Below are 11801 nucleotides of genomic sequence, written 5' to 3'. Positions count from 1 at the left end.
TCACCGCACCCCGAACCGCTGCCCGGAAAGGGGCCCATCCGTGATCGTCTCCATCAGCCTGACCGCCCTGTTCGGCGTCGGCACCGTACTGCTGATCCGCGGACGCCGCGTCTCCCTGCCGACCGCCGCCACCGCCTGGCTGTCCGGCTTCACCCTCGCCTCCACCGGCATCGCCGGCCCCGTCAACACCTTCCTCACCGCCATGGTCAGCCTCGTCACCCACCACTGACCCCTCGAAGGAGAGCACCGCCATGAACCAGCAGCCCTACGCGCAGCCCACCCCGGCGGTGCTCTACACCACCGACGGCCAACCCCTCTACACCGCACCGCCCCAGACCGCCCCGCTCAGCGTCTACCGGCCCGCCCCGCTCCCGCAGCCCGTGCCGGTGCACGCGGTCGACCCGACCTCCGTCTACCTCCCCACCCCCGCAGCGGAGCCGGGCCGGGACGTGTGGCCCGCCCGCCTCCTCGCCGGCGGCATCGGCACCGGCGCCGCCGGCATCGGCCTCGGCTTCCTCTTCCAGGCCATCGCCGCCGCCGCGACTGGCATCGGTCTGCTCGCCGCGGTCCTCGCCCTGATCTGGCTACTCAAGAACACCAGCAGCAGCGGGGGCGGCCGGTCGGGCGCCGTGAACCTCTCCGTCAACGTCACCAACCGCAACCGCTGACCGGGACGAGCCGACCATGAGTCTCTCCATCCAACCGCTTTCGCTCGCGGAGGCTGGTGCCGCTGTTGAGAAGCTCCACCGTCATCACAGGAAGCCCCAGGGGCACAAGTTCAGCCTGGCGCTGATGTCCGGCAAAGACTTGGTTGGCGTGGCGGTCGTCGGCCGGCCAGTTGCTCGGGCCTTCGATGATGGCCTGACCCTGGAAGTCACCCGGGTGGCCACCGACGGCGCCACTAACGCCTGCTCGGCTCTGTACGGAGCTGCTTGGCGAACCGCCCGAGCAGCTGGCTATCGCAGGCTGATCACCTACACACAAGACGGCGAGTCCGGCGCATCCCTACGTGCGGTCGGATGGCGCCGAGCGGCGGAGTTGTCGCCGCGCCGGGGCTGGGACACCCCATCTCGGCACCGAGATGACCGAGGCACCGATCGAATCGCCCGCGTGCTGTGGGAGATCACCACCGCTAACGCCGCCCCGGCCATGAGGGCCCGTGACGCAATCCGTGACGAAATTCAGTGCCTTGCCTGTGGCGATCCGATGCCGCTTCGCCGGGGTCGCGGGCGCCCAGCCCGCTACTGCACGCCCCGATGTCGCCAACGCGCCTTCCGCCACCGCGCTGAGCACTCCGGCCCCAACTCGGTCACCGGCGAAGCCCTGGGCTACTGAGTCTGTGCCACCCGGCCGTGCCGCCCACCTACCGCCTTCTAAGCGGTAGGTGGGCGGTGCGGGGGACGGACAGACCCGCTCCCGACACCCGAAGTGCCTTTGGAGGCCACCGTGTCCGTGGGAGAAACCCCGATCACCGTCGTCGGCAACCTGACCGACGACCCCGAACTGCGCTTCACCCCCGCCGGAGTGGCGATGGCCCGCTTCACCATCGCCTCCACCCCGCGCACCTGGGACAAGACCACCAACCAGTGGAAGGACGGCACCGCGCTGTTCCTGCGCACCACCGCATGGCGGGAGGTCGCCGAACACGTCGCCGACTCCCTGACCAAGGGCATGCGCGTCGTGGCCACCGGCCGGCTCGTCCAGCACAACTGGCAGACCCCCGAGGGCGAGAACCGCTCCATGCTCGGCCTCGAACTGGACGACATCGGCCCCAGCCTGAAGTTCGCCACCGCCAAGGTCACCAAGGCCCAGCGCACCAACGTCGGCCAGAGCCCGACGGCGGGCGGCGACCCGTGGGCCTCGGCCGGGCCCGCCCCCGCCAGCGGCGGGCCGCGCGGCGGCGAAGAGCCCCCGTTCTAGGACCGACACCGATCCCGCAACCGCTGAACCGAGAGATCGCCGGTGCCGGTCTACTCAGGAAGAGGGTGACCCACGAAGTGGGTGCCATCGAAGTAGACAAGCTGGATATCCGCGGACTCCAGCAGGTCCTTAAGGTCATTGCTGGGTTCGCTGGGCAGCAAGGCTGCATAGCGCAGGCCATCCCGCACGTAGCGGATTGCGTGACGGCGGTAGTCCATGAGCTGCCCAACAATCTGGCGAACATGCTGACGATCGGCCAGGGCCTTCACCTCGTACAACACGTTGGCCGTCTTGTCATAGGTGTCCGTCCGCAGCACCCGTCCTTCGACCGGCAGACGAATCACCCCGTACTGGCTGCCCAACTCCTCCAGGTAAGCCTCGAACTTCACCCGGAGTTCAGCTTCCCGGTATGTCACCTGGCGCTCGGTGGCGGCGATCACCTGAACCGTTGCCCTCTGGGCGACGTTCTCAGGCGGCGCAATTCCGGGCTGAACCCGAAAAGCCGCCATCGCGACGCTGCTGGCCTCCGCGACCAGTTCGAGCATCTCTGAGGCCCCGGGCGAAGCAAGTTCGATTCCGCCCGGCGTCACCAGGACGTCGTCCTCGGGATCGAAGACGAGCGTTGCGTTAGGGGCAGGACGGAGTCGGAACACGATGACCCGGCGCCGGTTGCCCTTCGAGTCGTTGTTCCAACCGAACTCGAACGGCTTGATCGGGTCAACCATGACCTCGCCGATGTACCGCTGCCGTGTGGTCTGGCTGCCCGACACAAAGCCATCACCGATGAACAGCGACACCGGAACACCGTTCAGAGCGTGGTCGCGCAACCCTGTGTTGTCCCGATTCCAATACTGGTTGCCGAACCGCCCGGACGCCGTATACGTGTACAGCGGGCCGTACTCGTCGTCCTCCGCCCGACCGTCGAAGGTGTAGCTGTTCTCCCTACTCGCCGCCTTGTCGGAGAAGACGAAAATCCGCCGCTCCTTCCGGCTGGTGAGCATGATTCCGGCCTGTGTGTTTCCCCCGTAGATGGCCGCCAGAGCAGCGCGCGTCGTGACGGTCTTACCGGGCACCAGCGTCAGTTCGTCATTCGGCATACCGGCCAGCCTACGCAGCACCTCCGACACACCAGCACACCCGAAATCCGTCCACACCACATCAAAACCCCGCAACAGCCGCCGAATCTTGGCAGAGAGACGGCTGTCGCGGGGTCGAACCCAGTCCGTACGAGACGAACCAGGACACCAGCATGCCCCAGTTCACCACCCGCACGCTCGCCCTCGCCGACGACACCCACGACCGGACCCACGCCTCCGACGGCCACTCCCGGTACGGCACCTACCTCGACCTCAACGCCGGCCTCCTCCACGACGACGGCCACCCGCTCACCGCGGCCGGGTTCGCGTTCTCCGCCTGGCAGATCGCCACCAGCCCGGTCATGGCGCCCGGCTACGTCCGCGTCCGCCCCGACCTGCACTCCCTCACCGTCGTCTCCGCCGGCGACGACGGCCGAGACGTCGCCCTGCGCATCACCGTGCCCCTGCGGCACCGAGCCCTCGCCGCTTGGCCGGCGCGGATGGTCGCCGACTGGCAGGCCGACCCCTGGGCCACCGACCGCGGCTTCACCGCGCTCGCCGAGCCCGAGCCCGCCGGCCGCACCGCCCTGCTCGTCACCGCCACCGTGCTGCTGCCGGTGCCCGCGCACGTCCTGCACACCCCGACCGCCGCCGAGCCGAGCCCGGAGATGACCCGGCAGGCCAAGCAGGCGGTCAAGGCCCTCACCCGGTGGACGAACGACCACGCGCACCTGGTCAACGACCTGTGTGCGGGGGCCGAGCGGTGACCCCGGTCCGGGTCCCGCCGCTGGCCGGCGGCGACCAGTGGCAAGTCGTGCTCGCCGCCGCGGCCGGACGCTGCCAGTGCCGCGGCGCCTGCGGCAAGTCCCACGCCAAGGACGGCGGACGCTGCAAGGCCGAGCACGGCGCCTACCGCAACCACGGCGGCGGCACCGTCCGCCTCCTGGTCGCCCCCGCCGAGCCGGCCGACCTGCTCCTGCCCCCGCACCGCGCCGCCGCACTCCCGAAGCGGGCACTCGCGGCGTGGTGCCCGCCCTGCCACGACGCCGCCCGCACAGCGGCCCGCAGGACCCACACCGTTCCGGCCGTGGAGCCGGACGCCCTCTTCGACCTCTGACCCCCTCGGCCGCCGGCCGCTCCCTGCGCGGGGTGGCCGGCGGCGTCTGGAAGGACCTACAGGTGACCGCACAACCCGACCTGCTCGCCGCCGCCCTGGCCTGCATCCACCGCGGCTGGCCCGTCTTCCCGCTTCGCCCCAACAACAAGCGCCCCGCCCTCCACCACGAGACCCGCTGCCCCCGCACCGGCCCCTGCACCACCGGCCACGCCGGATGGGAACAGCGCGCCACCACCGACCCCGACGTCATCCAGCGGGCGTGGCAGCACGGCCCGTACAACGTCGGCCTCGCCACCGGCCCCGCAGGGCTGCTGGTGGTCGACCTCGACGTCCCCAAGCACCCCAGCGACACGCCGCCCCCGCGGTGGGCCGAGCACGGTGTCAGCGACGGCGCCGACGTCCTCGCCGCGCTGTGCGAGCAGCATCAGCAGCCCTACCCGACCACCCGCGCCGTGCGGACCGGTTCCGGGGGCGCCCACCTGTACTTCACCGCCCCGCCCGGCCTCGCCTTGCGGAACACCCGAGGCGAGCAGGGCAACGGCCTCGGGTGGAAGGTCGACACCCGTGCCGGCGGCGGCTACGTCGTCGCCGCCGGGTCCGTGGTCGAGGGCCGGCCCTACACCGTCGAACACGACACCGGCCCTGCTCCGCTGCCTGGTTGGCTCGCCGACCTGCTCGCTCCGCCCGCGTCCCGACCGGTTTGGCAGCCCGTCAAACCGCGATCCGGAGGCGGGAGCGGCCACGGGTACGCGGCGGCAGCCCTGCTCAACGAGACGGCGAACGTCGCCGCCGCCGGCGAGGGAGCGCGGAACTGGACCCTCACCCGCGCCGCCCGGGCATTGGGCCGGTTCGTCGCCAACGGCACGCTCGCCCGGGCCGAGGTCGAAGACGCTCTTAAGGGCGCGGGCGAGGCGTGCGGCCTCCCCGCCCGGGACGTCACCGCGACCATCACCAGCGCCCTGAACTGGTCCATCGCCAACAACCCGCGAGGAGCAGCCGCATGACCACCACCCCCGCCCGCTCCCCCCTTAAGAGCACTCCCGCCCCCGGCGCCGCCGAGGTCGAGGACGGCGCCGCCCTGCTCGACGCGGTCGAAGCCCACCACCGGCGCTTCAACGTCTTCCCCAGCGAGGCCGCCTATGTCGCCGTGGTGCTGTGGGACGCCCACGCGCACCTCATGGACTGCTTCGAGGCCACCCCGCGCCTGGCGTTCCTCTCCCCGGAGCCCGCCAGCGGCAAGACCCGCGCGCTGGAGATCGTGGAGACCCTGGTCCCGAGGCCGATCGTCACCGTGGACATCAGCCCCTCGGCGCTGTTCCGGTCCGTCTCCGACGGCGACTCCCGCCCGACCGTCCTGTTCGACGAGATCGACACCGTCTTCGGGGCCGCCGCCAGCGGCAACGAGGAACTCCGCGGCCTGATCAACGCCGGCTACCGCCGCACCGGCGGCATCTTCCGCTCCGTCCGCGACGGCGAGAACCACGTCGTGCAGAAGTTCCCCGTCTACTCCGCCCTCGCCATGGGCGGCCTCGGCGACCTGCCCGACACCATCATGAGCCGCTCCGTCGTCATCCGGATGCGCCGCCGCGCCCCCAACGAGACGGTCGAGCAGTTCCGCCAGCGCACCAACGAACCGGAAGGCCACGCCCTGCGCGACCGCCTCGCCGCTTGGGCCGACAGCATCCGCGAACGGATCGAGGGAGCCTGGCCCGAGATGCCCGACGGGGTCGCTGACCGGTCCGCCGACGTGTGGGAGCCCCTGCTCGCCGTCGCCGACGCCGCCGGCGGACACTGGCCCGCCCGCGCCCGCGCCGCCTGCCTCGAACTCGTCAACGCCGCCAAGGCCAACGACAAGGGCAGCGTCGGCATCCGCCTCCTCACCGACCTGCGCGAGATCTTCGCCGGCGCCGAACGGCTCACCAGCGCCGTCATCATCGAACGCCTCACCGGCATGGACGACGCCCCGTGGGCCGACCTCGACGGCCGACCCCTCAACACCCGCAGCCTCTCCAAGATGCTCGGCGAGTACGTCACCGCTGCCAACGACCGCATCCGACCCCGCAACATCAAGATCGGAACCGCCGTCGCCAAGGGCTACTACGCCGCCGACCTCGCCGACGCCTGGGCACGCTACTGCCCGCCCATCCCCGAAACGCCCGCTACCACCGCTACTCCCGCTACCGCCCAGGTCAGGGCCCTCTTCCCGGTAGCGGAACCGGTAGCGGTAGCGGACGAAAAGCCGCCCGCCCTGTCCGACCCGGCGCCCGGTCTCGTCACCATCGGCTGACGCCACCAATCCGCTACCGCTACCCCATCCGCTACCGCCGCACCCCCTCCCACCTGCGCGGTAGCGGAGTAGCGGCGGTAGCGGACCTCAGAGGACTACCGCCCGGGCAACCGCTTCAGGAGGACCGCTCAATGACGTCCGCCGTACCCGAGGCCATGACCGTGAAAGAGGTCATGGCTGCCCTCCGACTCAGTCGCAGCAAGGTCTACGACCTTCTGCGCTCAAGGGAACTTCCGAGCTTCACCATCGGTCGCTTGCGGCGCTTCGACACCGCCGATGTGACCGCCTACATGCGCAAGCGAGTTGAGGAGAACCACTAGTGGCCAGGCGCGCCAACGGCGAAGGCACTATCACCCGACGCAAGGACGGGCGGTACGCCGCCGCCGCATACGTGTACAAGCCGGACGGCACCCGCGCCCGGAAATGGGTCTACGGCAAGACCCGGACCGAGGTCGCGAACAAGCTGACGGAGATGCAGGAGAAGACCCGTCAGGGTATTCCGGCCATCACGTCCAACATGCCGCTCGACAAATACCTCGACTACTGGCTCGGGACGGTTGCCCCTGAGCGATACAAGCCGTCGACCATGTCGAGCTACGAGCCCATTACGCGGGTCTACATCGTTCCCGCACTCGGGCGGAAGCCGCTCAACAGGCTGACGCCAGCGGACGTACGCCGCTTCCTCTCGGACTTCCGCAATGGCTGCCTCTGCTGCCTGCGCCGGGTCGACCACAACCGCGCGGTCGACAAGCGTGAATGCTGCGCGGTGGGCAAGTGCTGCAAGCGGCAGCCGTCGGCGCGCACGGTTCAGTACGCCCACGCTGTGCTCCGGTCCTCGCTGCAGAACGCCGTACGCGAGGAGTTGCTGGCCCGAAACGTGGCGCGGCTGGTCGAGCGTCCCTCGGTGCCGCACAAGGAGGTCCAGCCGCTCAGCGCTGCCGAGGTCCGCCTCCTTCTGCGCGCCGCGCGGGATCACCGGCTGTACCCGCTCTGGCTGCTGCTCGTCTCCACGGGCCTCCGTCGAGGCGAGGTGCTCGCGTTGACCTGGGCTGACATCGACATCGACGCTCGGCAGCTCCGGGTGCGTCGCAACCTCCAACGGGTGAAGGGCACCCTGGTGTTCGGCACCCCGAAGACCGCGCGCTCCCTGCGGACCATCGCGCTGCCGGCGTCCTGCGTCGCGCAGCTGCGACGGCGGCGCGAGGACCAGCTTCAGGAGCGCGCGGAGGCGGGCTTGGACTGGCAGCCGCTCGATATCCAGCCTGACAGCCTGGTGTTCACCACGCTGACCGGCACGGCGCTCGACCCGCGGAACCTGAACCGCAGCCTCGCAGCGCTCTGCACCTCGGCCGGCATCCGGCGGATCAGGGTGCACGACCTGCGACACACCTGTGCCTCGCTGATGCTCGCCGAGGGGGTCGGCGTGCGGACCATCATGGAGACACTCGGACACAGCACGATCACCATGACCCTGGACACCTACGCGCACGTCATGCAGTCGACGCTGCGGGAGGCCGCGGACCGGATGGACGACGCGCTCGGCGTGGTCGCCAACAATGGGCCGGAGGGCGGCGGGGACGACGACGGTCCGGCCGCTGCGGGAGTGCTCGTGAGGCGCTGAGCAAGGCGCTGATGTCAGCCATGGATGTCGAAAGGGCCGGAGACTCATGTCTCCGGCCCTCTGACCACTGTCGGGACGACAGGATTTGAACCTGCGACCCCTTGACCCCCAGTCAAGTGCGCTACCAAGCTGCGCCACGTCCCGTGGTCGTGCTGCTTCGGGTCTCCGACCGGTTGGTCGGTGATCTTCGGCGGTGCGACCTGTCGCCGATCTCTCGGCGACGTGGAAAACAATACAGCACGTCGGGGGGTGCTCGCTGCCAGGTTTCGGCTGGCGTGGTGCGGTGGGAAGGGTGCAGGTCAGGGGGTGGGTCGGCGGGCGTCGTAGCGGAGGAAGGCGGGGCGTCGGGCGGCGAGGAGGAGGACGGCGGCGACGCAGGCGAGTCCGCCGGTGATGACGGAGACGGTGGGGGTGGTGAGGGCGGCGACGGTGCCGGATTCGAAGTCGCCGAGGCGGGGGCCACCGGCGACGACGACGATGAAGATGCCTTGGAGGCGGCCGCGCATGTCGTCGGGGGCGGCGACCTGCATCATCGTGTTGCGGAAGATCATGCTGATGGTGTCGGCGCAGCCGGCGGCGGTGAGGAAGAGCAGGCCGAGCCAGAGCTGGTGGATGAGGCCGAACGCGGCGATGGCGAGTCCCCAGGCGGCGACGGCGGTGAGGACGGCGGCGCCGTGGCGGTGGACGCGGGCGATCCAGCCGGAGAAGAGTCCGCCGGCGAGGGCGCCGACGGCGGGTGCGGCGACGAGGAGGCCGACGGTGCCGGGTCCGCCGCCGTAGAAGCCGACGGCGATGGCGGGGAAGAGGGCGCGGGGCAGCCCGAAGATCATGGCGGCGAGGTCGGCGAGGAAGCTGGTCCGCAGGTTGGGCTGCTCGCGGAGGAAGCGGAGCCCGTCCAGGACGGAGGCGCGGGCGCCGGTGGCGCCCGTCGGGCGCATCGCGGGCAGCCGCCACATCGCGTACAGCGTGGCCCCGAACGCGACGGTGTCGAGGGCGTAGGCGGAGCCTGCGCCGTACGCGCCGATGAGGAGGCCGCCGAGCATCGGGCCGACGGTGAGGCCGAGGTTCATGCCGATGGTGTTGAGGGCGTTGGCGGCGGGGAGCTGTTCGCGCGGGACGAGGCGCGGGATCATCGCGGACCGTGCCGGTGAGCTGGCCGCGAAGAACGCGCCTTGCAGGGCGACGGCGGCGTACAGCAGGCCGACCTGCTCGGCGCCGAGGAGGGCCTGGAGGGCGAGGCCGCCGGAGACGACGGCGAGGCCCGCGGAGCCGATCATGCCGAGGCGGCGGCGGTCGACGGTGTCGGCGATGGCGCCGCCGTATAGGCCGAAGACGACGAGCGGGAGGAGGGAGCAGAGGCCGACCAGCCCGGTGGCGAAGGTGGAGTGGGTGAGTTGGTAGACCTGGACGGAGACGGCGACGGCGGTCATCTGCTGGCCGATGGCGGAGACGGCCTGGCCGAACCAGAGCCGCCGGTAGTCGGGGATCTCCCGGAGCGGTCCGAGGTCGGCGAGTGCGCCCCGCGACAGTCGGGAGAGCCGGGACGGTACGGGCAGTCCCGACGCTCCCGATGACCCAGACGCCGCCGATGCCGCCGACGGCCCGGACGCCGCCGACGCTCCCGACGGCCCGGACGCCGCCGACGCTCCCGACGACCCGGACGGACCCGACACCCCCGAGGCCTGCGGCGCCTGCTTCGGCGGGCTGTCGGCCGGGGCCTCCGGCTGCGCGGAGTCGGGCCTGGACGCCTGTTGTTCTGTCGACACATCGACCATGTTCGGATACGGACCCCGCCACTTGGTCGGGCGGGGTCCGTCTGTCGCCGCGTCAGGCGACCACCGAGGCGCGTCGGACGGCCGCCGCGGGCCGGGGCACGTCAGCCGAGCAGTTCGGCCGTCACCACGTGCCGCTCGCCCGCCTCCACCGCGACGGGCAGCCGGTTGCCGGGCGGCGGAAAGGGGCAGACGAAGTGGTCGGCGAAGGCGCAGGGCGGCAGGTAGGCGCGGTTGAGGTCGAGCACGGTGTGCCCGTCCGCGTCGGGCGCGGGCAGGGTGATGAACCGGAACCGGTACGTCTCGTGGCCGCTGGTCGCGTCGGCGATGACGCCGCTCAGCCGCCCGTCCGCTCCCGCGCGGCTGACGGTGAGCGTGTACGGCTCGCCGGCCAGGGTGAAGGCGATCTGGCCGGTGACGTCGAGCGGGCGTTCGCGCCCGTCGGCGTTGGGGACGACCACCGCGCGGTCGCCGGTCTCGTAGGGCGTGAAGACGGCGGGGACGGCCCAGTCGGCGGCGTACGGGAACACCGAGATGCAGTTGAACGCGGTGCGCGCGGCGGACTGCGGGTCGAAGACGCGCAGCGCGAGCTCGCCCTCGCGTTCGATCGGCACCAGGCGCAGGTCTCCGAGGACGGCGAGGTCGGGTGCCGGGTCGGTGTCGGGGCGCAGCGCCACCTCGCCCTCGAGCAGGCCGTTGCCGCGCTCGGCCCGGAGGCCGTCGGTCGCCTCGACGACGGCTCGGACGGTCCCGTCGGCGGCCCACCACTGGCCGGGCAGGCCTGGGATCTTGGTGGGTTCGGGCTCCAGCCAGTGGGTGCCGGTCAGGGACAGCGGGCCGTGCGGGGCGCTCACGGAGGCGGTGCGGGACTCGGTCCAGCGCTCCCACTCGTCGGCGGCGGTGGCGGTCATCGGTGGAACCCTCCCAGGGAAGTCGAAGCGGAGAAGCGGACAGGTTGCCGGCTCGGCGGCGGCGAAGCGGCGGCGAGGGGGCAGCGGAAGCTGAGGCAGAAGCGCCGCCCCGCGGCGGCTCAGCGACCGGCGAGCGGCCGGAACAGTCCCTCCTGCATGACGGAGACGACCAGGCGGCCGCTGCGGTCGTAGATCTCGCCGCGGGCGAGGCCGCGGGCGGCGTGCGCGATCGGCGACTCCTGCCGGTAGAGCAGCCAGTCGTCGGCGCGGAACGGGCGGTGGAACCACATGGCGTGGTCGAGCGAGGCCATGTCGAAGTTCCGCTCGCCCCAGAGCGGTTCGACGGGGGCGCGGACGGCGTCCAGCAGCGTCATGTCGCTGGCGTAGGTGAGGGCACACACGTGGATCAGCGGGTCGTCGGGCAGGGCGCCGTTGGTGCGCAGCCAGACGCCGCTGCGCGCCTCGACGCCGTCGAGTTCCTCGCGGGACCACCTCAGCCGGTCGACGTAGCGGATGTCGAAGGGCTGGCGGCGGCTGATGAACGGGGGGAGCTCGCCGAGCTTGGAGCCGACCTCGTCGAGGGCGCTGGGCAGCTCCTCGGGTCCGGGCACGTCGGGCATGGTGTTCTGGTGCTCGATGCCGCCCTGCTCGGGCTTGTGGAAGTCGGCGGTGAGCGCGAAGATCGACCGCCCGCCCTGGATGGCGAGCACCCGGCGGGTGGTGAAGGATCGGCCGTCGCGGATCCGGTCGACCTGGTAGACGATCGGCACGCCGGGGATGCCGGGGCGCAGGAAGTAGGAGTGCAGCGAGTGCACCGGCCGGTCGGCGTCGACCGTCCGTCCGGCGGCGACCATGGCCTGGCCGGCGACCTGGCCGCCGAAGGTGCGCTGGAGCGCCTCCTCGGGGCTGCGGCCGCGGAAGATGTTCAGCTCGATCTGTTCCAGGTCGAGCAGGTCGACGAGCTGGTCGACGGGGGTTCCCATGTGCGCGCTCCCTCTCCTGGCGATCGGGCGGGCTCTGGGTGTGTGCCCGTGATCACCGCATACCTCACCCTCAAGTTTCCTCGCCGTCCGGGAATTCCCGCCGCCCGGGGCGGT

The 11801-nt window shown here is 71.3% G+C and carries 14 protein-coding genes and 1 tRNA gene; 10 read left to right on the top strand and 5 right to left on the bottom strand.

What is annotated here, in order from left to right; translation table 11 throughout:
• Positions 1-40 precede the first annotated feature (40 nt).
• From ABEB06_RS27700 to ABEB06_RS27685, 4 genes are all read left to right on the top strand, one after another.
• Positions 41-229, top strand: coding sequence for a hypothetical protein (locus ABEB06_RS27700; RefSeq protein WP_345699611.1), 189 nt, complete (start codon positions 41-43; stop codon positions 227-229).
• Positions 230-251: 22 nt separating this feature from the next.
• Positions 252-668 carry a hypothetical protein gene (locus ABEB06_RS27695; RefSeq protein WP_345699610.1) on the top strand — a complete coding sequence of 139 codons (417 nt, stop codon included), beginning with the start codon at positions 252-254 and terminating at the stop codon, positions 666-668.
• A 16-nt stretch (positions 669-684) separates the two neighbouring features.
• On the top strand, positions 685-1335 hold the full coding sequence (locus ABEB06_RS27690; RefSeq protein WP_345699609.1) for an XF1762 family protein: 651 nt from the start codon (positions 685-687) through the stop codon (positions 1333-1335).
• A gap of 111 nt (positions 1336-1446) precedes the next feature.
• The gene (locus ABEB06_RS27685) at positions 1447-1920 is read left to right on the top strand and encodes a single-stranded DNA-binding protein (protein WP_345699608.1); all 474 of its coding nucleotides are present in this window, start codon (positions 1447-1449) and stop codon (positions 1918-1920) included.
• Positions 1921-1970: 50 nt separating this feature from the next.
• Here the strand turns inward: ABEB06_RS27685 and ABEB06_RS27680 are convergent, their stop codons facing one another.
• Positions 1971-3017, bottom strand: coding sequence for an SRA domain-containing endonuclease (locus ABEB06_RS27680; RefSeq protein ID WP_345699607.1), 1047 nt, complete (start codon positions 3015-3017; stop codon positions 1971-1973).
• A 152-nt stretch (positions 3018-3169) separates the two neighbouring features.
• Between ABEB06_RS27680 and ABEB06_RS27675 the strand changes: the two genes are divergently transcribed.
• From ABEB06_RS27675 to ABEB06_RS27650, 6 genes are all read left to right on the top strand, one after another.
• Entirely contained in the window at positions 3170-3763 is a 594-nt protein-coding gene (locus ABEB06_RS27675) for a hypothetical protein (protein WP_345699606.1), read from the top strand.
• Entirely contained in the window at positions 3760-4113 is a 354-nt protein-coding gene (locus ABEB06_RS27670; protein ID WP_345699605.1) for a hypothetical protein, read from the top strand. The genes ABEB06_RS27675 and ABEB06_RS27670 overlap by 4 nt, the downstream gene beginning before the upstream one ends.
• 62 nt (positions 4114-4175) lie before the next feature.
• Positions 4176-5117: a bifunctional DNA primase/polymerase gene (locus ABEB06_RS27665; RefSeq protein ID WP_345699604.1), complete on the top strand. Its 942-nt coding sequence runs from the start codon at positions 4176-4178 to the stop codon at positions 5115-5117.
• Positions 5114-6400 (top strand): DUF3631 domain-containing protein, encoded by a 1287-nt coding sequence (locus ABEB06_RS27660; protein ID WP_345699603.1) that lies wholly within the window; start codon positions 5114-5116, stop codon positions 6398-6400. Before ABEB06_RS27665 ends, ABEB06_RS27660 begins: the two co-directional genes overlap by 4 nt.
• Before the next feature lie 131 nt (positions 6401-6531).
• Entirely contained in the window at positions 6532-6720 is a 189-nt protein-coding gene (locus ABEB06_RS27655) for a helix-turn-helix domain-containing protein (RefSeq protein ID WP_345699602.1), read from the top strand.
• Positions 6720-8021 (top strand): tyrosine-type recombinase/integrase, encoded by a 1302-nt coding sequence (locus ABEB06_RS27650; RefSeq protein WP_345699601.1) that lies wholly within the window; start codon positions 6720-6722, stop codon positions 8019-8021. Before ABEB06_RS27655 ends, ABEB06_RS27650 begins: the two co-directional genes overlap by 1 nt.
• A 70-nt stretch (positions 8022-8091) precedes the next feature.
• Here the strand turns inward: ABEB06_RS27650 and ABEB06_RS27645 are convergent.
• The 4 genes from ABEB06_RS27645 to ABEB06_RS27630 form a co-directional block, all read right to left on the bottom strand.
• Positions 8092-8165 (bottom strand) — tRNA-Pro (locus ABEB06_RS27645).
• A 155-nt stretch (positions 8166-8320) separates the two neighbouring features.
• On the bottom strand, positions 8321-9577 hold the full coding sequence (locus ABEB06_RS27640; protein ID WP_345702009.1) for an MFS transporter: 1257 nt from the start codon (positions 9575-9577) through the stop codon (positions 8321-8323).
• Positions 9578-9897: 320 nt separating this feature from the next.
• Entirely contained in the window at positions 9898-10704 is an 807-nt protein-coding gene (locus ABEB06_RS27635) for a DUF1684 domain-containing protein (RefSeq protein WP_345699600.1), read from the bottom strand.
• A gap of 119 nt (positions 10705-10823) precedes the next feature.
• Entirely contained in the window at positions 10824-11687 is an 864-nt protein-coding gene (locus tag ABEB06_RS27630) for an acyl-CoA thioesterase (RefSeq protein WP_345699599.1), read from the bottom strand.
• Positions 11688-11801 lie beyond the last annotated feature (114 nt).

Source organism: Kitasatospora terrestris (assembly GCF_039542905.1).
Taxonomy (GTDB): Bacteria; Actinomycetota; Actinomycetes; order Streptomycetales; family Streptomycetaceae; genus Kitasatospora; species Kitasatospora terrestris.
This window is presented reverse-complemented; position numbering and strand designations above follow the sequence as displayed.

Excerpts from the sequence above, each read along its gene's own strand:
- ABEB06_RS27695 (WP_345699610.1), top strand. The coding sequence starts at position 252 with ATGAACCAGCAGCCCTACGCGCAGCCCACCCCGGCGGTGCTCTACACC.
- ABEB06_RS27690 (WP_345699609.1), top strand. The coding sequence starts at position 685 with ATGAGTCTCTCCATCCAACCGCTTTCGCTCGCGGAGGCTGGTGCCGCT.
- ABEB06_RS27680 (WP_345699607.1), bottom strand. The coding sequence starts at position 3,017 with ATGCCGAATGACGAACTGACGCTGGTGCCCGGTAAGACCGTCACGACG.
- ABEB06_RS27675 (WP_345699606.1), top strand. The coding sequence starts at position 3,170 with ATGCCCCAGTTCACCACCCGCACGCTCGCCCTCGCCGACGACACCCAC.
- ABEB06_RS27660 (WP_345699603.1), top strand. The coding sequence starts at position 5,114 with ATGACCACCACCCCCGCCCGCTCCCCCCTTAAGAGCACTCCCGCCCCC.
- ABEB06_RS27655 (WP_345699602.1), top strand. The coding sequence starts at position 6,532 with ATGACGTCCGCCGTACCCGAGGCCATGACCGTGAAAGAGGTCATGGCT.
- ABEB06_RS27635 (WP_345699600.1), bottom strand. The coding sequence starts at position 10,704 with ATGACCGCCACCGCCGCCGACGAGTGGGAGCGCTGGACCGAGTCCCGC.
- ABEB06_RS27630 (WP_345699599.1), bottom strand. The coding sequence starts at position 11,687 with ATGGGAACCCCCGTCGACCAGCTCGTCGACCTGCTCGACCTGGAACAG.